Origin of the sequence: Acidaminococcus sp. BV3L6, assembly GCF_000468835.1 — a bacterium.
GTDB classification, from domain to species: Bacteria; Bacillota; Negativicutes; order Acidaminococcales; family Acidaminococcaceae; genus Acidaminococcus; species Acidaminococcus intestini.
Genome location: NZ_AWUR01000007.1, coordinates 51284 through 72717, shown reverse-complemented (window position 1 = coordinate 72717; position 21434 = coordinate 51284). Strand labels below are relative to the sequence as shown.

Annotated in this window: 15 protein-coding genes, 1 tRNA gene and 2 pseudogenes; 2 read left to right on the top strand and 16 right to left on the bottom strand. The window is 50.1% G+C overall.

Annotated features, from left to right (window positions below; genetic code table 11):
* Window positions 1-19: 19 nt before the first annotated feature.
* The 7 genes and pseudogenes from pgk to HMPREF1246_RS01445 form a co-directional block, all read right to left on the bottom strand.
* Window positions 20-1032 (bottom strand): annotated as a pseudogene (gene pgk, locus HMPREF1246_RS10695) (phosphoglycerate kinase); the annotation flags it as partial.
* 95 nt (window positions 1033-1127) lie between these two features.
* Entirely contained in the window at window positions 1128-2132 is a 1005-nt protein-coding gene (gene gap, locus HMPREF1246_RS01470) for a type I glyceraldehyde-3-phosphate dehydrogenase (protein WP_009015815.1), read from the bottom strand.
* 31 nt (window positions 2133-2163) lie between these two features.
* Window positions 2164-3216, bottom strand: a complete 1053-nt coding sequence (locus HMPREF1246_RS01465) for a sugar-binding transcriptional regulator (protein ID WP_009015816.1) — start codon at window positions 3214-3216, stop codon at window positions 2164-2166.
* Between the two features lie 1017 nt (window positions 3217-4233).
* On the bottom strand, window positions 4234-5439 hold the full coding sequence (locus HMPREF1246_RS01460) for a dicarboxylate/amino acid:cation symporter (RefSeq protein WP_009015817.1): 1206 nt from the start codon (window positions 5437-5439) through the stop codon (window positions 4234-4236).
* Between the two features lie 517 nt (window positions 5440-5956).
* Window positions 5957-6802 (bottom strand): pirin family protein, encoded by an 846-nt coding sequence (locus HMPREF1246_RS01455; RefSeq protein WP_009015818.1) that lies wholly within the window; start codon window positions 6800-6802, stop codon window positions 5957-5959.
* A gap of 13 nt (window positions 6803-6815) precedes the next feature.
* Entirely contained in the window at window positions 6816-7226 is a 411-nt protein-coding gene (locus HMPREF1246_RS01450) for a MarR family winged helix-turn-helix transcriptional regulator (RefSeq protein ID WP_009015819.1), read from the bottom strand.
* A gap of 133 nt (window positions 7227-7359) precedes the next feature.
* Window positions 7360-8730, bottom strand: coding sequence for a sodium-dependent transporter (locus HMPREF1246_RS01445; RefSeq protein ID WP_016459482.1), 1371 nt, complete (start codon window positions 8728-8730; stop codon window positions 7360-7362).
* 244 nt (window positions 8731-8974) lie between these two features.
* On the opposite strand from HMPREF1246_RS01445, the gene HMPREF1246_RS01440 reads away from it, so the two are divergent.
* The gene (locus HMPREF1246_RS01440; protein WP_014128671.1) at window positions 8975-9763 is read left to right on the top strand and encodes an HAD-IIA family hydrolase; all 789 of its coding nucleotides are present in this window, start codon (window positions 8975-8977) and stop codon (window positions 9761-9763) included.
* A gap of 61 nt (window positions 9764-9824) precedes the next feature.
* Here the strand turns inward: HMPREF1246_RS01440 and HMPREF1246_RS01435 are convergent, their stop codons facing one another.
* Both HMPREF1246_RS01435 and HMPREF1246_RS01430 read right to left on the bottom strand, forming a co-directional pair.
* On the bottom strand, window positions 9825-10103 hold the full coding sequence (locus HMPREF1246_RS01435) for a glutaredoxin domain-containing protein (protein ID WP_021736490.1): 279 nt from the start codon (window positions 10101-10103) through the stop codon (window positions 9825-9827).
* 14 nt (window positions 10104-10117) lie between these two features.
* Window positions 10118-11728 (bottom strand): gamma-glutamyltransferase family protein, encoded by a 1611-nt coding sequence (locus HMPREF1246_RS01430; protein ID WP_021736464.1) that lies wholly within the window; start codon window positions 11726-11728, stop codon window positions 10118-10120.
* Between the two features lie 336 nt (window positions 11729-12064).
* Here HMPREF1246_RS01430 and HMPREF1246_RS01425 point away from each other — a divergent pair, with 336 nt between their 5' ends.
* On the top strand, window positions 12065-12469 hold the full coding sequence (locus HMPREF1246_RS01425; RefSeq protein WP_009015824.1) for a hypothetical protein: 405 nt from the start codon (window positions 12065-12067) through the stop codon (window positions 12467-12469).
* 113 nt (window positions 12470-12582) lie between these two features.
* On the opposite strand, the pseudogene tnpA reads toward HMPREF1246_RS01425, so the two are convergent.
* From tnpA to HMPREF1246_RS01390, 7 genes and pseudogenes are all read right to left on the bottom strand, one after another.
* Window positions 12583-13027: pseudogene (gene tnpA / locus HMPREF1246_RS10185) on the bottom strand (IS200/IS605 family transposase).
* A 1063-nt stretch (window positions 13028-14090) separates the two neighbouring features.
* A complete protein-coding gene (locus HMPREF1246_RS01415; RefSeq protein WP_021736509.1) occupies window positions 14091-14972 on the bottom strand; it encodes a DMT family transporter in 882 nt (293 codons plus the stop codon).
* Window positions 14973-14988: 16 nt separating this feature from the next.
* A complete protein-coding gene (locus HMPREF1246_RS01410; protein ID WP_009015827.1) occupies window positions 14989-17259 on the bottom strand; it encodes a DEAD/DEAH box helicase in 2271 nt (756 codons plus the stop codon).
* 37 nt (window positions 17260-17296) lie between these two features.
* On the bottom strand, window positions 17297-18604 hold the full coding sequence (locus tag HMPREF1246_RS01405; RefSeq protein ID WP_009015828.1) for an ATP-binding protein: 1308 nt from the start codon (window positions 18602-18604) through the stop codon (window positions 17297-17299).
* Window positions 18601-20178, bottom strand: a complete 1578-nt coding sequence (locus tag HMPREF1246_RS01400; RefSeq protein WP_009015829.1) for a TerB N-terminal domain-containing protein — start codon at window positions 20176-20178, stop codon at window positions 18601-18603. Before HMPREF1246_RS01400 ends, HMPREF1246_RS01405 begins: the two co-directional genes overlap by 4 nt.
* Before the next feature lie 260 nt (window positions 20179-20438).
* Window positions 20439-20981: a nitroreductase family protein gene (locus tag HMPREF1246_RS01395; RefSeq protein ID WP_009015830.1), complete on the bottom strand. Its 543-nt coding sequence runs from the start codon at window positions 20979-20981 to the stop codon at window positions 20439-20441.
* 224 nt (window positions 20982-21205) lie between these two features.
* Window positions 21206-21294, bottom strand: a tRNA-Ser gene (locus HMPREF1246_RS01390).
* Window positions 21295-21434: the final 140 nt, after the last annotated feature.

Here is a 21434-nt window from a genome sequence, read left to right as displayed (position 1 = left end):
ACACATGCTTCATCCGGCTGTCAAGACCCATGTGCTTGACAGCAGCCGCACTGTCACCGCCGCCGACGATAGTGATGCCTTCGTTATCGGCCATAGCTTCGGCTACACGGCGCGTACCGGCAGCGAAAGGCGCCATTTCAAAGACACCCATCGGTCCGTTCCAGACGATGGTCTTGCAGTTCTTCAAGGTATCGGCATACAGCTGTGCTGTCTTGGGTCCAATATCAAGGGCCATCCATTCCGGATTGAGCTGATCCAAGGTCTGGGAAGCATGTTCACTGTCGGCCGAGAAAGAAGCCGCCATTTCAAGGTCAATCGGAAGCAGCATCTTCTTATTTTTTCCTTGGCAAGGGCGATGAGCTCTTTGGCCACGTCAATGCTTTCTTTTTCGACAAGGGATTTTCCCAAGTCGTACCCTTGGGCAGCCAGGAAGGTATTGGCCATCCCGCCGCCAATAAGGATGATATCCGCTTTTTCAATAAGGCTGCGGATGACACCGATCTTATCTGCCACCTTAGCACCGCCGACGATGGCGGCAAAAGGACGGACCGGATGATCGACGGCATTGCCGAGGTACTTGATTTCTTTTTCCAGAAGGAAACCCGATACAGCCGGCAAATAGTGGGCAACCCCTTCTACGGAAGCGTGGGCCCGGTGGGACACACCAAAGCCGTTGTTGACATAAATGTCGGCTAAGGAAGCCAGGGATGCGGCAAAAGCCATATCGTTCTTTTCTTCTTCCGGATGGAACCGCAGGTTTTCCAGCATGAGGATTTCGCCGGGCTGCAGTTCACGGGCAGCTTCGGTTGCTTCGGGACCAATGCAGTCCGGAGCAAACTTCACTTCTTTTTTCATGACCTGGGACAGGTATTCCGCGCAGGGTTTGAGGCTCATGGACGGAACAACCTTCCCTTTTGGACGGCCCAGGTGCGCCATCAAGATGATGGCGGCCCCTTGGTCTAGGAGGTAGTTCAGCGTCGGCAGGGTAGCATCGATGCGAATGGTATCGGTGATTTCCCCCTTGTCATTCATAGGGACGTTATAGTCCACGCGGACGAGGACCTTTTTCCCTTTGACATTGATATCTCTTACGGTTTTCTTTTCCATGAAGGCATGCTCCTTTGATCTTAGAGGCCTTTTTCAGCAACAAAGAGGGCCAGTTCAACAAGGCGGTTGGAATAACCCCATTCGTTATCATACCAAGCAACGACTTTAGCCATCTTCGGGCCAACCATCATGGTGGAAAGGCCATCAACAATGGAGCTCAGCGGGCAGCCTTTATAGTCGCTGGAAACAAGGGGCAGTTCGCTGTAACCGAGGATGCCTTTCATGGTCGTTTCGGAAGCAACGCGCATAGCTTCGTTGATTTCTTCCTTCGTTGTTTCTTTCTTGAGGGTAACCACAAGATCGGTCAAAGAAACATCCGGAGTCGGGACGCGGACACTCATGCCGTTCAGTTTACCGGCAAGTTCCGGAAGGACAAGACCCGTAGCCTTGGCTGCACCAGTCGTGGTCGGAATGATGGAGCAGGCACCGGCACGAGCGCGTCTCAGGTCTTTATGGGCAGCATCAAGGATCTTCTGGTCATTCGTGTAGGAATGAACCGTCGTCATGAGGCCCGTTTCAATCCCGAAGTTGTCCAGAAGGACTTTAGTGAAAGGAGCCAGGCAGTTTGTCGTGCAGGAAGCATTGGAAATGATATTGTGTTTCTTTGGATCGTACATATCATCATTGACACCAAGCACGATGGTCAGGTCTTCGCCTTTAGCCGGAGCCGCGATAAGGACCTTTTTGGCCCCGTTATCCAGATGCGGCTGGACCTGTTCACGGTTCTTGAACTTCCCCGTCGTTTCAAGGACAACATCAACACCCAGTTCACCCCAAGGAATTTCCTTCGGTTCGGTGAAGCGGGTAAACTTGATGCGGCGATCGCCAACAATCATGACATCGCCGTCAACGCGGACATCCTCATCAAACGTCCCATGAAGGGTATCGTATTTGAGCAGATGAGCATAGGTGTCGATGCCGGAACGGGCGTTTACTGCAACAACTTCGACTTCCGGATTCTTCACAGCAATGCGGAGTGCACAGCGACCGATACGACCAAAACCATTGATACCAACTTTTACCATTTTACTACCTCCCAAAGATACCATTAGAAAATCATTTTGATTTTGCAAGCAACGTTAAGATTTCGCGGGCAGCGGCCTCGTCCGTAACCAGGATCTGGTCATGACCGCTGCGCAGGACGGACAAGATGGCGCGGCCTTTGGAAGCACCGCCGGCAATCCCCATGACCGTAGGGATTGTCGCAAGGTCATTGGCCATAAGGCCTAGGGAATCTGTACTGTAGACAACCTTCCCGTCAAGGTCGAAGTATTGTCCCAGGGCTTCCCCTTCAGCACCGGCTTCCTTGAGCTTTTGGATCAGCGTCTCCGAAACACCGCGCTTTTTGGCCATGACAAAGGCCTCACCCATACCATGAATCAGGATATCAGCACTTTTGATGGTGTTGATGACATGCTTGACACCGGCGTCCTCTTCAAGAATGCGGTCCAAGACGGATTCACTCACACTATCGGGCACGTAGAGCTGAAGGTACTTGGTCTTCAGTCTGCGTGCAAGAACCGTAGCAATCGTATTGGCCTGGAGCTCGATGCGATCCCCCAGCCCACCACGGGCCGGGACAATGGTCGCTTCCGGTTCCTTGCCATAGATGTTTTCTGCCATGGCCGCCACGGTCGTGCCGCCTGTCACTGCCACCGTATGAGGTTTCTTATCCGCGAGGAGACGAAGCAGGATTCCGGCGGCTACGCGGCCAATCTCCTGGACAACAACGGGATTATCATCCGCATTGCCAGGGATCACGTAAACCTTTCGGAGCTTCAGTTTCTGGACGAGGATTGCTTCCAAGGAAGATAGATTCTGGAGACGATTGACATAGTCCCGCAGTTCCTGCAAAAGATGGTTGCCTTCTTCGGTGAGCGTCATGCCCGTCAGGCCAAACTCCAAGAGCCCAGCTTCTTTCAGGAAATCGACATGGCTTCGCAGTACCCGCTCGCTCAGCGAGAGTTTGCGTGCGAGGCTCCTCCGTCCAATGGGCTGATCATGACTGATCTGACGCAGGATGCTATAGCGTTCCGTGAGCAGCTGGACCATTTCTGGAACAAGTTTGTTTTGTAGGTTGATTACCTTACCCAAATCAATGCTTTCCATTTTGTCCCACGTGGTACGTTTTGCGTCCCACCCTCCTCGTAAAAAAATAGCAACGATGGCTACTCGTATTATACCATATTGTGAAGAAGATGGGGAACATTTTTGTTTTTGTGCGGTAGAAAAATGGACGGAGGAATAGGAAACAAACGGTTTTGGACGTTTCTAGGTTGAAAGGGATTTGACCGTGGCGCATGGCGCCAAACCGTCTGCCTATCGGCCATGGACGCCGAATTGATTTTTCGATTACACGGTCCTGCAAGCAGCTAGGAAACAAGCTGCTTCCTGCGCAGCGGTTTTGGCCCATCGAAAAATGTTCCTTGCTCTCGCTCGTAATGAGACGTCGGGCCCCTTTTATTTTTACTCGGAGCAAAAATCGCTCCGCTTCGATGGAGCTACGCGTCATCATTGGCCTTTAAAAGATTGATTTGATGCCAATGATGGCATGCTCCGCCGCAAGAAGGTGCGTACCACAATCTCATTTTTAAGATGTCCGAAAAAATGCTTTCGGCGGGCGAGCCACTTCTTGGAATTTTTTCGGTTTTTAGAGGAAACATGATTCGCCTGAGGCCCATATCGTCCCCATCTGCGTTGTCTAAAAGACGTAATAACGGGAAATTCCGCCGTCGTCGGTAGAAGCGGAGGCTCCTGGCAACTGAACCCATCTGAGCTAAATTCGCAAAAAACAAATAGAAGAAAGACCGGAAGGGATAAGACAACAGAGCATGACCTAAACCGAAGGTAAGCGCAGGTTCGAGTGAGGACTCTTAGTGTCTATTTGGCTTTTGCGAGTGGTTAATCTTTTGATTAGAAAGAACACGATACCTCCCGGAACAACCTGTGTTCGCTTTTTTCCTCTGAGCTCGACTCTACGAGTCGAGCTCAGAGGGCATAAAACCACAAGGCAAAGGGATGGTAAGGCAAGCTGAAAAAGGATGGCAAAAACCTTGTTTAAGAGTGCTATCGATTACGGCTGGCTTGTCCACGACCAATAAATAGGCCCTGGCTTCGCAGCTCTTTCTAGACAGCATGCTGCTTTTCTTTATGACCAACGATGATGGTACCGGACAGGTCACCTAAGCAATTGATCATGGTCATGCCCATGTCATTAAAAGCATGGACGCCAGCAACAAGGCCTACGATTTCAAGCGGAAAGCCCAGGCTCTCCAATAAAATCGCCAGGATGACGAGCATGCCGCTCGGTACTGCACCGCTCCCCGTTGTTAGGATCAGGCCAATTACAAGGACTTTGAGCATCAGACCAACGTCGACCGATACACCAATAGCCTGAGCAGTCATAATGAAAACCGTGGTCAGACACACGCAGGTCCCGTCTTTATTGATTTGGGCACCCAGCGGAATAGTAAAGGAGTAGACCTTTTTCGGGGCGCCCAAGCTTTCGGCGCATTCCATGTTGATTGGAATGGAACTGGTGCTCGAACAGGTGCTGAAAGCCGTAACCATGATACGTGAGGCCTTGCGGAAAAATTCACCTGGCCGAATGCCCGTAAAAACAAAGACCATGAGGGCATAGAGGCAGCACATGATGAAGATTCCCAAATAGACGCTGCCAATGTATTTGGCAAGTGTTCCAAAGATAGCACTGCCGTATTTACCCACAGATTGGGCAACAAGGGCAAAAATTCCGTAAGGCGCAAGGATCATGATGATATGGACAAGCTGGTTCATCAGATCCGACAGGTCTTGAAAGAGCGTTGTCAGGCGTTTTCTTGGAGCGTCAGGCATCATAAGAAGGGACACGCCCGTAACTGCACTGACAATAACAACCTGGTCAAATCGGCCTTCCATCATGGCTTTAAAAATGTTGCTTGGCACGAGGGCAAGGAGCGTTGAACCAATGGTGGGGATTTCCCCAACGACGCCTTTGTAGGTGCCCGTCAAAGGTAGATTTATTCCCGGTTTGATGAGGGTCGCAACGCCAAAACCAACGATCATGGCGGCGGCACTTGTAAGGATATAGTAGAGGATGATCCGTATGCCAATCCGGCCAAAGGATTCCGGGTTATCTAGGTTTGAGATTCCCGCAATGAGGTTTACGATGACAAGCGGCATGGCAATACATTTGAGACAGGTCAGGAAAAACTTGCCAAGGGGAGCAAAAAGTTCTGTCCCCGCCCCCATGAGCCAGCCAGCAAAAATCCCTGCAAGCATCCCCGCAATCATCTTATAGATGAGCGGAATGGACTGGTATTTTTTCCACATCATCAATCATCCTTCCCTTTATGAATTTTACAAAATGTTCATATTAAGTTTTTTCATTATATCACGAAATAGGGAGGAAAGGACTATGCAAGGATTTCATGAATGAAAAAGTGCCTTTGAGGAAAATCTATGGATTGGAAGGGATGGCAATAAAGGTATGCTGCATCGTAACATATTGCGGTACACAATTTCATCGTCGTTGGTGGAAGCGGAAGTTCCTGGCAACTGAACCCATCTGCGCCAAATTCGCAAAAAGCAAATAGAAGAAAGACCGGAAGAGATAAGACAACAAAGCAAGCCCTAAACCGAACGTAAGCGCAGGTTCGGTTTAGAGCTATCATCTTATATTCGGTTTCTGTAAAAGGGCAGTCTTCTGGAATATTCGTATTTCCTTTTGTGCTCGATAAAACGCATCATTCTGATAGACCATGAGCCCCTTGTGCACTCCAATCTTTTCTAGAGCAAAGGGCTCACATTCTCAATCAAACAGGTTGTTATCATAACAGCCCTATATGCCGCTTTATTTTTCCACGTCCATTTTGTCTTTGAGAAAAGTACCTGTTTCAAGTTCCTGAAAAGCAGTGAGCAGGCCTTCACGAGTATCCATGACAATGGGGCCGCCCCAATGGATGGGGTCATCAAGTTCCAGGGAACTCATGAACATGAATTCCACAGGATCCTTCCCAGCCGTGATGGTGACTGTATCGCCTTCCGTAAAGCGAACGGCAGTCTTTTCAGGAATAACATTTCCGGCTACAATGACTTCACCTTGAAGGGTAAAGCCCATTGCTGCCCGCTCCCTGTCAACTTTCCAAGTCAAAGATGCCCCTGGGTCCAGATGGATATCGTAGTAGTCAAGAGGCAGATGATGTGATTGATAGCCCTGGGTTCCCTCGTAGTTTCCCATGAGGACGCGGACTTTGCCATGAATAAGAGGGACTTCCGGGATTTCATTCTTTTTGATGGCCTTGTAACTCGGCTTTGTCATTTTATCCTTGGCCGGAAGGTTCAGCCAAAGCTGAAGGCCGCACATCCGCGGTGACGCGGGGATGGTTTCTTCGTGAAGGATGCCCGATCCAGCGGACATGTACTGCACTTCCCCATCCTGAACGATATCTTCAAAGCCCATGCTGTCCTTGTGCCGCATGTTCCCATGAGCCACGAAGGTGATGGTCTCGATGCCGCGGTGGGGATGCATGGGAAAGCCAGCCACATAATCCTCGGGGTTTGTTGAGTCAAACGAGTCCAGCATGAGGAAAGGATTGAATGCCTTTACCGTCGTATTGCCGAGCACCCGCACGAGATGAACGCCGCCCCCATCAATGGCGTGGAATCCTTTAACCTGTGTTTCTATTTTTCTTTCCATTATTCATTCCTCCTTAATCCAGTTCCAGCAGGGAAAGGAGCCGAAGCACGGCTTTTCTTTCCTCATGGTTCCATTTTCCAAAAATCGCGTCGAGCATCGCTTCATTTTCTGGATAGACTTTGGCAATGAGAGCGCGGCCCTTATCGGTCAGCGTCATAATGGTCCGGCGCCTATCCTTGGAGTCTGTTGTCCCTACTATAAGCCCCTGCTGCTTGAGATGCCGTGTCACCACGGGAATGGTCCCATCTGTTGACAGAACGCTTTCTTTCAGTTCTCCCACGGATAGGTCCCCTTTATGGTAAAGAGCCTCGAGCACGGCAAACTGAGGTAAGGTTAGCCCGTATTTACGGGCAATGGCCGCCGTCCGCCTATCCAATTCATTGACAATTCGATGCATGGCAATCAGTTCCACTTGTTTTTTCATAGGGCTCCCCCGCTTTTACCTCTAGTTAGTTATATTATACTCTAGTTAGATGATTTGTCAACTTTTCCCCTGGATTCGCGTCCGGGCAGAAAAAAACAGCCCCTTTCTTCATGAAAAGAGCTGGAACAGATGCTCATCTAAAATAGGTCACAATGCCATAAACGACAAGGAACCCGACGATACAGGGCAGGATATATTTAAAGTACCATTGGAATTTTCTAGCTACAGAAAGTCCCTGCCCTTCGTTTGCTTCTTCGATAAAGCGGTCGAACCCCCACCCCAACTTCCAAGTACAGAAAAGGGTGATGATAAAGGAACCTACAGGAAGACAAATATTGCTGACAAAGAAGTCTTCCATGTCCATGACCGTATTGCCAGGCCGCAGGGGCTGGAAAGAAGCCCATAGGTTAAAGCCCAGGGCGCAGGGAATGGAACCGATGGCAATGATAATTCCATTTACAAGCCCCGCCGCCTTCCGGCTCGCACCTTTAAGGTCAATGGCAAAGGCCTGAAGATTTTCGAAAACGCCAATCATGGTCGAAAGGGCGGCAAAGGACAGGAAGATGAAAAAGAGCGATCCCCAGACCACACCGCCGGCCATGGAACTAAAAACTCGCGGCAAAGTAAGGAAAATCAGCTTGGGACCTGCGTCTGGTGCAATGCCGTAGGCAAAACAGGCAGGGAAAATAATGAGGCCTGCTGTAATGGCAACAAAGGTATCAAGGGCCGTCACGGTGACGGCTTCTCCCATAAGGCGCTTATCTTTATCAATGTAGCTGCCAAAAATTTCCATTCCGCCCATGCCGATGCTGAGGGTAAAGAAGCTCTGGTTGAGGGCTGCATAGACCGCGTTCCAGATGCCGTCCTTTTCCATATTAGCAAGATTGGGTTTGAGATAGAAGGAAATGCCTTCCATGGCACCGGGAAGGAGCAGGCTCCGGATACCCAGAATGACCATAAGAGCCAGAAGGGCCATCATCATGAACTTGGTTATGCTTTCAACGCCTTTTTTGAGTCCCATACTGCAGATGACGGCCGTGAGGACAACCACGACGAGCATGACCGATACGAGAATCCGCGGGGACCCCATCATCCCGCCGTAGATGGCCTCAACCTGAGCCGTATCAAGTCCCAGGAAGGTGCCTTTCATCATGAGATAAGCGTAGTAAAAGATCCACGCCGAAACCACGGAATAATACATGAGCAGGACATAGTTGCCTGCCATGGATAGATATCCCATGAGGTGCCAGTGACTGCCTTTCGGTTCAAGCAGGCGGTACGCCGGCAGGATACTGCGCTTTGTGGCCCGCCCCATGGCGTATTCCATGGTCATGATGGGAATTCCCAAGATGGCAAGGAAAAGCACATAGACGAGAACGAAGAAGCCGCCTCCATACTGTCCTGTAATGTAAGGGAAACGCCACACATTGCCAACGCCAATGGCGCATCCTGCACTCAGTAAAATAAAGCCAAGCCGTGATCCAAGAGTTTCTCTTTCCTTCATAACTGCTGCCCTCCTACAATACTGCTGAATCAGTCTCTTAGTGCAATTTTTTCCACAATCATGCTTTCAAGTATAACGGATTGTACGGGAGAAAGCAAAACTTTTCCGTTTTTTGGGAGTCCGTTCCGCCCCATTTGAACCGTTTTCGTAAAAGACGTGAGAAAACTGTAAAATCACGGTAAATCGCTTGCTATTTATTTTGCTGTGAATGATAATAAAAACAAAATCACAAAGGAGGGTCAATATGAGAGATCTTGAAATCATTCGTTCCAAACATGGCTTTATCAGCGATATGGATGGTGTCATTTACCAAGGTTCCCAGCTTCTTCCTGGTGTCAAGGAATTTGTGGACTGGCTCAGGAAGGAAAAAAAGCAGTTTCTCTTCCTCACCAACTCCAGCGAACGCACACCTCTTGAACTCCACAAAAAGCTCCTTGCCATGGGGATTGACATCGACGAATCCCACTTTTACACAAGCGCCCTGGCAACAGCTCAATTCCTAAAGACACAGGCACCCGGTTCCAGCGCTTATATCATCGGTGCCCACGGACTCATGAACGCGCTCTACGATGCAGGGATCCCCTTTAATGATGTGAACCCTGATTATGTCGTTGTGGGTGAAACGACAGGGTATAATTATGAAATGATCATTAAGGCAACGCAGCTCATCAATCAAGGAGCCAAGCTCATTGCCACAAACTCCGATCTTACGGGGCCCAGCGACCGAGGCATCATCCCCGCCTGCCGCGCCCTCGTTGCCCCGATTGAACTAGCAACCGGGGTAGCTGCCTACTTCATCGGCAAGCCAAATCCTCTTATGATGCGGACAGGTCTAAAAAAATTGGGGGTCCATTCCGGAGATGCCGTCATGATTGGTGACCGCATGGATACGGACATCATCGCCGGTGTAGAAACAGGGATGGAAACGGCACTCGTCCTTTCAGGCGTGACAACGCGGAGCACAATGAAGCACTACTCCTACCAGCCCCATTATGTCCTTAATGGAATTGGGGACATCGTCCCCAAAAAATGAAAAAAGAAACCTGCAGAAAAGGAGGACTCCTCTTGCTGCAGGTTTTCTATTTGCGGGGAAATTATTTGGCAGCAGCCAGCGCTTTTTCCACAGCTTCGCAGATGACTTCATACGTATCGCCGGGATGCGCCTCGTAACTCTTATCGTGATCCACAAAAAGGGTCGGTACATAGTAATACGCACCGGCATAAGGTTTTACTTTGTCGGCTTCACTTGTTTCATCGACAAGTTCCACCTGGACATCTCGATAGGCTGCCTCTTTCTGAAGGGCTGCCAATGCCTTTTTGGCATTAGCACAGTAGGGACAGCCCGGCATGACGATCATTGTTACTTTTTTCATGGAAATTCCTCCTTTTACCAAGCGGCGACAGTGCCGTCCGCCCGGGGTTCTGTGGCTCCAGCAAGGGACCCGTTTTTTTGACGCATGATCATTTGACCTCGGCCAAAGCTGGTAAAATCCTCTTTGACCGTCACTTCATGGCCGCGGCGTCTCAGGTCTTCAATCACAGCAGGGCCAAAGCCCGGCTCAATTTCAATCTTTTTGCCGCCCATCCACTGCCAGCGCGGTGCATCAAGGGCTTCCTGCTCATTAAGGCCAAAATCGATATAGTTCATCATGACCTGGAGATGACCCTGGGGCTGCATATAGCCGCCCATGACGCCGAAAGGGCCAAGGGGTTCTCCCTGTTTCATGAGGAAACCAGGGATAATGGTGTGGTAAGGCTTTTTACCCGGTACGAGGACATTGGCCGCCTTCTCATCAAGACGGAAGGAACTTGCACGATCGTTAAAGGAAATGCCATACCCAGGAATGACGATTCCGCTGCCAAAGCCACGGAAGTTGCTCTGAATAAAGGACACCATATTACCTTCCCCATCGGCCGCGCAGAGATAGACTGTACCGCCGCAGTCCGGATCGATGGCGCGCGGCATTTCGGCGTCTTCCGTAAGACCTTGGGCACGACGATCAGCATAATCATCGCTTAAAAGATCGTTCACGTCCACTTTCATGTAACGGGGATCGGTAATATATTCCATACCGTCCACAAAAGCACGCTTCATGGCTTCAATGGCATAATGAACGCTCCGCGGCTCCGCTCGGTTCTTGATGGGAAGACGGCTTGCAAGGGCAAGGGCCATGAGGGCCACAATGCCATGCCCATTGGGCGGGATTTCGCAGATTTCAAAGCCGTGATAAGAACGGGATACAGGCGTCACCCATTCCGCTTCATAGGTAGCCAGGTCTTCTGCGCGAAGATAGCCGCCCGTCTTTTTGGAAAAGTCATCGATAGCCCGAGCAATCTCACCGCGGTAATAGCTTTCGCAGTGGCTTTCAGCAAGAAGGCGCAGGGTCTTTGCGTGATCTTGAAGACGGACCAAATCGCCAGGGCCAGGGGCCCCGTTCTTGAAGAAAGTTTCAAACAGCGGGGCAAACACTTCGTCCTTCTTTAAAGGCGCAAAGGTTTGGACGCTCCGGTTCCAGAGGAGACTTGTCACAGGCTGGACAGGATACCCTTCTTCGGCGTAAGACAGCGCCGGCTCGAAAAGACGCTTGAAGGGCAGCCTGCCAAAACGACGATGTAGGACGGACCATGCTGAAACAGCACCTGGAACGGTCACGGAAGCCCAGCCCCGCTCCGGCATAGCAGCAACGCCTTTTTCGCGCATGGCCTCAAGCGTCAGTGCCTGGGGCGCCCATCCGCTGCCATTAAGGCCAAAAAGCTGATGATCTTTTGCGCTCCAATAAAGAGCAAAAGCGTCACTTCCCAGGCCGTTACTCGTTGGTTCAAGAACGGTCATGGCAATCGCCGTGGCGATAATGGCATCGGCCGCGTTCCCGCCCTGTTTCAGCATGGCAAGACCCGCCTGCGCCGCAAGGGTTTGGCTGGTAGCCACCATGCCGCGTCTGCCGTAGGTCACGCTGCGGCGCGAAGGATAAGGATGCCTTATTTGCGAAAAGTCCATGAAAGGACCTCCTTTACGTATCATGAAGCAAGTCCATGGAATCTGACAGCACATTCTTGCTCTTCATTATATCATGAAGAACACTGGAAAACACAGCATCTTCATCAAGATTCATTTTTTTCGATTTCCTTGTTCACGCATAGCTAAAAAGGTCGAAGAAACGCCTTTTTTCAACGAGTTCAATTGTCAAATTTATTACATATTTTACTTTTATCTCTTGAGCTCTCCCTTTTGTCATTGTGTCTCCCTACGCGCTTTGCTATAATAAAAAGCAAGGAAGCACCCATAGAATTTTCTTAAGCTTTCCGTGGAGCAAACTTGAACGAGGGGGTCCTTATGTATTTACGGAGATTATCTCAACCTGCAAAGGAAGTTTTTATTGATATTGCCAAATATTTGTGCAATGCCGATGGAATTGTCGATAAGCGGGAAGAAAAACTGCTCGCAGCCTATGGCGAGGAACTGCAGATGACCATTTCCCTTGACGCGCCTCAGAAATCCCTGGAAGCCCTAGCGACGAACCTCAATGCCGCAACGGACCGCATTCAAAAACGTATTGTTGTCTTCGAACTGATGGGGCTTGCCCTTGTGGATGGAACCTATGCCGATGAAGAAAAGGCCTTCTTCAAGCTTCTTGGCGAAAAACTCGACCTGCGCCCCACCTTCACGGAGCGGTGTGAAGCCTCCATTCGGGAGTATATGGCCGTGCAGAAAGAGATTGATGAAGTCATTTTTGGGTAAGGAAATAACTATCCACCCGCATAGCGGGTGGTTTTTCATTTTCGGGCATAGCCATCATATTACTGGCGACGTACAAGTACGTTAAAAAATTGGCCTATCAGCCATGCACGGGGTTACTTGCTATCCGTAAACGGGTCTCGTGAATCGAATATACTCAGTTGATTCCCTTCCCGGTCGCGTTTTAGCGGATTGGCTATATCATGTTTTATTGCAGTAGTGTTTTTACCTATTGTATCGACAGCGTATCCCTTGCACCAAAATTCGCGATTTCGGTAGGCAAATTTCATATTTCCAAACTGCTGGAAAATCAACAAAAGACGAAACGCTAATTTTTGGTGGGATACTTACCAACAGATGTACATGATCAGGGCAAATTTCACCTTCAAGAATTTCTACGCCCTTCCATTCACAAAGCTGTCGCTAGATGTCTCTTATTGCTAACCGTTTTTTCTCATAGAAAACTTTTCTACGATACTTTGGTGCAAACACAATATGATACTTACAATTCCACTTTGTGTGTACTAAACTATGAACGACATGACTCTGCCCACTTGGCATGGCAGTGCACCTCCTAATGTTTTACTTTGCTTGACTGACAGGTCGACTGCATGGTACTTCATTAGGAGGTCTTTTATAGCTATAGGCTTTCCGGAACCACGCCACTATGGCGCGGTTTTCAAAAGATACAAGAAAACACTTCCCGCAAGAGCGGGGGTGTTTTTTTAAGATAAAAAGCTCGTTCAAAGACGACTCACCGAAACGCCCTGATAGGACGCTTGCTTTCCCCTTTATAAAAAACTGCAGATTGGGAATTGATCGGTGAAAAACAGTAAGGCATAAGACCCGTAAGGTATGATTCCAAAAGTAACCCCTGCCCCGAACGCAGTCACTGGTTCGGGACAGGGCTCTTCGTTTTTATTTGGGTTCTGAAAAAAAAGATCTTTTTATAGAAAGATAACAATAGCATCCGGAACAATCCGCTTTCGCGATTTCCCTTTGAGATCGACTCGTAGTGTCGATTCGCCTTTACCTAGGCAAAACACGGAGACAAAAGATTATAACCCAAAAGATCGTGAGAAATAACCCCAAACGAATATAAACAAGGATCCCGTTTAGGGTTCTTAACGTTTATGTGAGTTCTGAAAAAAGGATTGTCTTTTGAAAATATAGAAACCACGATAGTGCTTGGAACGACCCGTGTTCGTATTTTCCCTTTGTACTCGATGCGCAACATCGATCCGCTTTTGCAAAGGAGGGGACCGAAACCGGTAAATTTCTACAAGCATTTATCATGATCATTTCCCGATTTTGGTGGTGGATGAGAAGCAAAGCGCCGTTTCCCTGCAAACGGTAGTGAGGAACCTTCGCCCGGAGTTTCGAAGGACGCTTTTGATGCGTCATCGTAAGTCCGAGAAAAATGTTTGAGAGCAAATCATTTCGGACCCCTTCCCCCGCAAGGGGGCGGTTTAGGTCCGCGCCTCATCCCGTATTATTACTCGGAGCAAAAATCGATCCGATTCGAAGCAAGTACTTCCTACTATGCTTGATTCTTTATTTTATGGATGCAATGGAGGCACAGTATTCTGGAATTTGAGCCCGATTTTTGCGCTCCCCCATCAATCTATTTCAAACTCAGCATCACCACCGTCCCTACAATACACACAACGCCCAAATAGTCCGGCAGGGCAAGGAAGGTTCCTAAAAAGGCGACAGAAAACAAGACGGAACAAAGAGGTTCACTGCAGCTGATGAGAGATGCCTTGACGGGGCCAATGACCTTGAGGCCGTTAAAGTACATGAGAAATGGCACAACCGTCCCAAAGACAATGATATAGCCCATGGCTCCTATGCTAAAAAACGTCCAGCTTTCCACCCCGGAATGAAAGGGATTGCATAAAGGAAGAAGGATGAATCCTGAAAGGAGCTGCCCCCACCCCATCAGGTAAGGACTGCTGTATTCTTTAAGGATATGCGCTGGCGCCACCGTGTAAAGGGTCATGGCAATGGCAGACAAAATGGACCAAAAAAGAGCAGCCGGCGAAATGACAAGGCTAGTCGGGTTGCCATGGGTGGAAACAAGAAAGACACCCATAAGAGCCGTAAAGATTCCCACGGCTTCCTTTTTTTCCACAGGTCGATGCTGCATCAGCACTTGCTGGAGCACGACAAAGACAGGCGCTGTGTAAATGAGGACCGTTGCTGTAGGAGCGTTTGAGAGCTTGATGGCATAATAAAAACCATACTGGGACCCCAGAAGGCCCAAGGTAAAAAAGAGCATTTCCCAAAGGGTTTGCCGCTGAGCGCGAAAAATAGCAAATAGCGGTTCCTTTCCCCTTTGGACTATTACCATCATGTACATGAGACCGGCAAGGATCTGCCGCACAGCAATCAGCCAAGTCGAATCAATCTGCGTGTGTTCAAACAGATACTGGCCGCACACGCCAGAGATGCCCCACATGCCTGTCGATAAAAGGACAATGAGGGTTCCCATGGTTTGGGTCATTTTTTTCTCCTATTTTTCATGATGGTGCCCCGTCAACCAGTTCCGCCGGCCTTGCCTTTTCTGCTGAAAGGCTGCGGCAAAAGTCCTTGACTTCATCCATGCGGAGCACGCCGTAGGCAAATCCTTTCTTTACAAGTTCCTCGGGCAAATATTCATCATATTTATCAAATAAAGGGACCTCGTTTGGGTACACCAGATCCATCGGATTATTGAGCTTTTCCCCCTCTTCCCGCAGGACGGCATAAAAGGTAGGCGCATCCGCTTCCATGGTAAACTGCATGAAAAAGGGCCGGAAGGGGTCCAAATTCTTTAGGCCAAGCTTATCTCCGCATTTAAGGCGCAGGAAACGCTCCATGGCAAGAAATCCATAGGTCCCAAGCCAGGGAATGAAGCACCACATCTTGCCGCCCAAAAAAATCAGATTCTCATCAGCAGCACCGCTTTGGGTTGCCGTGCAGCGCGCCTGCGTAAGGCGGCTGACAGCATTTTTCATGAGATAGGGATAAAGGGTATCTTCCCGCAGGACCTGGCGCATCCGTTTCAGGACCTTTGTATGAAGGTCACCTGGGCATTCACCAAAGTAAGCCGGTACTTTGCCCTTTACCATTTCACAGTAGATCAGATGCCGTTTGCGGTCTACTTCAAGGACGCGCCATACATGGCCGGCTAGGGCAATCTTTTCACCCGGCGGCGGGGGTGCAACAACCGTACCCAGTTCCTGGGATTCGCTGCGGACAGTATATTCCTCGCTTTCCTGAAAGACGCCATAGAACTTAAAGGAATTGATGACCCGCTCCCCCGCAAGACCGACAATGAGGCCGCCTTTTTCCGTCAACTGGATGTGGTCCGTTTGGATAAGATGATGCAGGAGGACGCGGTAGTCATCAGGGGTGATGCGGTGAAAATAATTGAGTGTCAGTACGCGGGAGGCAAGCTCAGCAGGGCTCATCTCCCCGCAGGAAGCAAGGACACTCATGGTCTGGTGATAAAGAAGGCTGAAAGGCAGCCGGTCAAGCCGCGGCGGTTCCACCCAGCGCTCTTCCAGGTAAAGCTGGATTAAGGCACAGGCTTGAAGGAGCTTCCAAGGGATGGTCGCTGGCAGCAGGGCCCGGATTTCCGGTTCGTCTTCCCTGATGACATACCACATTTCCTGCGGCAGGGCGCGCCGTCCCGTGCGTCCCATACGCTGCAGGAAGCTCGAGACCGTCCAGGGCGCGTCGATTTGGAAGGCTCGTTCCAGACGACCAATGTCGATTCCTAGTTCAAGGGTCGACGTCGTAACCGTCGTTAAGGGTTTGCTTTCATCCTTCATAAGCATTTCCGCCGTTTCCCGGTAACTTGCGCTGAGATTTCCGTGGTGGATCAGGAAGCGGTCCGCCTCATGGTTCAGTTCGCAGTATTGGCGCAGGCTTGTCGTCACTCCTTCACACTCTTCGCGGGAATTGACAAAAACAAGGCACTTCTTTCCCCGCGTATGTTCAAAAATGTAACCAAGACCGGGATCCGCCTCACGAGGAGCCGTATCGGTCTTTTCATCGAGAACGGGCAGGGCTTTGATATCGGTCCGCCCTTCCCCGGCCTGGGTATCCTTGACATAAAAATGCTCAAGGGAAAGACGCCAGCGGCTTCCTTTTGACTGTATACGGGGAATGATGGTGCGCCGCCCCGTGCCGAGGGACAAAAAAGCCCCTGTTCGTTCAGGGTCCCCCATCGTAGCTGACAGCCCAATGCGGCGGGGATTGACGCCAGCAAGGCGGCTGACTCGCTCGATAAGGCACAAGGTCTGTCCGCCCCTGTCACCGCGCAGCAGGGAATGGACCTCATCAATGACAACAAAGCGCAAATCCCCAAAGAGCCTAGGAACGGCCATATGCTTATGAAGCAGAATGGCTTCCAGGGATTCCGGGGTCAACTGCAGGATGCCCGACGGATGGCGCATGAGCTTTGCTTTGTGAGACTGGGAAACATCACCATGCCAGTGCCAGATAGGGATATTCCCATCGGAACAAAGGTCTGTCAGGCGCTGGAATTGATCATTGATGAGGGCTTTTAACGGTCCGATGTAGATACAGCCCACAGACTTGGGCGGATTGGCATCAAAAAGGCTCAGGATGGGAAAAAAGGCGGCTTCCGTCTTGCCTGACGCCGTCGATGCCGTGAGGAGCAGGTTATCATCGGTATGGAAGATGGCGTCCCCTGCGGCCACTTGGATGGGGCGCAGTTCGTCCCAGCCATTTCGATAGATGAAATCCTGCACAAAAGGAGCATATTCATCAAAAATAGACAAAATCAGGATCCTTTCCTGTCAACAAACAGCAACCGAGTCAAAGCGTAAATTCGGCGAACTTTCCGTCGGGCGTTTCCTCACTTTTGGCATAGACAAACTCACCGCTTTGGAGGAAATCACCGATTGTCTTATCCGGGTGCTGGTAGACAAGATCAAGGAGCTCGATAAAATCACGGATGATTTCCCGGGGCGTAATATGCGAATCGGCCCCGACGCGGGCAAATTCCTGACGAATGAAAGAAATGCGGTCTTCCTGGGTCACTTTATTGTCATATTCATAGAGCAAGCCGTGGATCTCCGTCAGTTTTTCCGTCAAGATGAGCAGTTCTTCCGGCGTCAGGGGCTGAAGGTAGATCACGGGTGCCAGCAGGTCTTTGTAGTCACCGCTGAAATGCCCTGCCGCCAAGCGAGAACGCAGCGCTTCATAGCTATAGACGCCGCGGCGCGGATCTTCCATGCATTGAGGCGTACCGCTGAGAATGATGCCTAGGTAGTGGGCCTTTCCCTGCATGGTATCGTTGAACATGGTAAGGATCTTCTCATAGTTATATTGACGGGAAATGGCATTGGGAATCTTATAGATATTGACCAGTTCATCGATCAGGATAAAAAAGCCGGCATAACCAGCCTGTTTCAGGAAATAGGCAAAGATTTTAAGGTATTCATACCAGTCATCATCGGTGATGATGATATTGACGCCGAGTTCTTTCCTGGCCTCTGTCTTTGTCTCGTATTCCCCGCGGAACCATTTGATGACAAGGGCCTTTTGGGCATCATCACCGCTGCGGTAGGCCTCGTAGTAAAGACTCAGGAGACGGGCAAAATCAAAACCGTGGACCATGTCCCCCAGGGAATATAGGACCTTGCGGATCTTTTTTTCCACAGCGTCAATAAGGGCCCCATCCCCCATGGCAAGGCCGGTTTCTTCCATGGTCAGGGCCTGGACACGGTCAATCCAGCGGTCGAGGATGAGCGTAAGGGCACCCCCTTCGGGGCGGGTCTTGGTCGACATGTTGCGCACGAGTTCACGGTACGTGGCAAGCCCCTGCCCATGGGTTCCTTGAAGCCGCCGTTCCGGTGACAGGTCCCCATCCACCACGACAAAGTTCTTTTCAAGGATATAGTTGCGTATGGTTTGGAGCAGGAAGCTTTTGCCGCTTCCGTAGCGCCCTACGACAAAACGGAAGGAGGCGCCGCCTTCTTCAATCACGGAGACATCGTGGAGCAGCGCGTCAATCTCGTTCTTACGCCCCACAGTAATATAAGGCAGGCCAATGCGGGGCACGACACCGCCCTTTAAGGAACTGATGAGGGTCCGGGCAATTCTTTTTGGGATTTTGATCACAGTAGGACTCCTTTCAGGTCATCGACGTAATCGGCAAGGATCATCGGCCCTCCGTCATCAGCAAGGACCGTATCCATAAATTCATCATAAAGTTTCTCGTTGACCCGGTCAATCATGAGGGAAACCATCATGCCAGGAGGAAGCGTTTCCTTATAGGATGCATGCGTAAGCAGTGCCCTAAGAAAAGCGGCTTCCGCCTCCGTAAGGCCATAGGGAAGTGCCTTCTTTTCCACCACGGGCACTCTGTGAGGGGGCGGTATCTGGGCTGTACTTTTTTCTTTTTCCAAGAAGGCGAGCTGAGGTCCTTGCTCAGAGGCCTTTTCAGCAACCCGCGTCAAAGCGGGTTCCTTCCTTTCTTCCTTGGACAACTCCCGAAGGCTTTCTTCCCGCGTTTCCTCTTCTGTCATGAGCTTATCCCGCGTTTGTGCGGCATCCTTGCGGATTAAGCCCAATTTACTCAAATCGAAGGACACTTCCTGCCGTGCCTTACGTGCGGCTTCTTCCTGAAAATGGGCCACAATGGCATCCACACTTTTCACCAGCCATTTAGGCGGCGTTTCAAGCGGCTGGAGGGGCGGCTCTTCCATGAGCTTTCGATAATGGACCTCGGCCATGCGCAGATAGGATCCCAGTCTCCGCCTATGCTTATTATCCGCCGTTCGGTACCATAGGGTCCAGATTTCCCCATCAGTCTTTACATATGCATACTGATCGAATCGATAAATCAGTTTTTTTCGTTCCCGGCGTTCAGGAAGAAAATAAGCCGTTTCAAAAAGGTCGAGCCAGCGATAGGTTTCACTGGCAAGGCACGTATCCATGAATCCCATCTGTCGATGGTCCTTGAAATAGGCCACAATCTTTTGATAGATCAGGGCAATGAAGCGTTCATAATGCAGAGGATCTTTATGATAGAGAAGGGATTTCTTAAGGTTGTAATTGGAATGTCTAGAAAGGACCTCAACGGTCTCATGATGATGAAGGACTAGGTCTTCCGTTTCCAGATACGTAAGGTCCTTACCAAGGGCCATGAGACTCTGCACGACGGGCGGGAGTTTTTCGGGCGTCACCCCATAATAGACCATGAAATGAAAGAGCCACTCATTCAGACGCATAATAAGGGTCGGTTCCTTCGGCCCATAGTCGTCCCGCAGCTTTAGGAGCCGTTCGTATCCCTCCTCCGGCGATTTGACACCAATAAGATTGATCAGTTCATTGGCATAAAGGATGTAAAAGGTGAGGTTTGATGGTTCCACCTGTCCCCGACGAACCCGCGTACGCCAGCCAAAGTAGCCCCGCAGCTCGCTGTCACTGAGCGCCGAATAAGATGGATAATAGTGAAGGCAAGGGCCAGTGTGAACCGTTTCATCGCTATAGTTTTCCGCGGCTTTTCCCTGTAGGACAAAAAGTTCGGAAGGGCTATACTTGTTGCGTGCCTGCCATTGGTATTCCCGAAGCTTTTGCAGTGCGGCAGGAAGCGGTTCCTGCCACTTCCTGCGCCTGATGCTTTCCCGGCCATATTCCACATCGGGCAGATGGAGCAGCTTCCGCAGCTCATCAATGGTCCTGGACCCCATTGTCACCCCTCCTATCCTAAACATATATTCACTTTCATTATAGTGCAAGTTGGTGAAAAAGCAATGCTTTGTCCTTCATTTTACCAAAGAAAGGAAGGTCGATACAACTTGACTTTCAAAAATCTCGTGGGAAGGGACAAAAGACGACAAAAAAACAAGACCTGCAGCGCACATTCCATACGTACAGATCCTGTCGCTTGTCCATGTCTATGCGTTGCGTCCCTTTTTTACGGCTGCCCAAACAGCAAGAGGAAACGGCCCTACTCCCACTTGCCCCAATGGACCCGGAAAGGTCTCACGTCAGCCAATTTTCTTGGACGAATGGGATGGAGCGGATATCCCAAGGAAAGGATGGCTTCAACCTCAAGCCCATCCGGAAAATGGAGCAGTTCCTGCAGATCCTTATTCGACGTAAGGGGATTTCCATCAGAGCCTATTTTTTCGGAGACCATATGCCTTACCTGCACCCAACAGCTGCCAATTCCCAGTTCCCGGGCCTCAAGCATCATCGCGAGCATAGCAAGGGACGCGTCTTCCACCCAAGCATGGGATTCAAGGCGCCCCAATACAACGACAGCCGCCGTCGCTTGTGTAAGCATTTCCCCAAAGCGAGGCTTGCAGCGGGCCATTTGGGAAATGAGGCTCCGGTCCTCGACGACTAAAAATTCTGTACTGTGAAGGTTCTTGCTGCTCGGCGTCATGAGTCCGGCGGCAACAATCTGTTGGAGCTTATTGCGCTCGATGGGTTCTTCCGTATACTGACGCACGCTGCGGCGGGCCGATAAAAGATCAAAAAAGTTCATGGGAAATTTCTCCTTTCGGACAGTCCATAGGGGTGAATCAAAAGAGGATGTTTTTAGGGGCAGCTGGTGCGCAATTGGTGCGCAAGCTTTGCTTGATGGTACGGACTCATGTAAACATATGTGGAAATGATAAAAGACTGAAACACCGCACCAGTCCTTATTCAAAGACTCATGCGGTGTTATTTGAATTTATGCGGAAAGCGTCCGCATATCTCATTTTTAATTGGCGGAGAGGGTGGGATTCGAACCCACGGTCCCTCGCAGGATCGCCAGTTTTCAAGACTGGTGCCTTAAACCACTCGGCCACCTCTCCATAACAAATGAAGTATATCGGAATGGAACGCTCTTGTCAAGATGGGGCATTTTTTCATACCCATCTAGTAACAAGCCGCGCAATATAGTATAATAGGAATGTTAAGTAGACGGTAGTGACCGAATAAAGGGAAGTTGAGG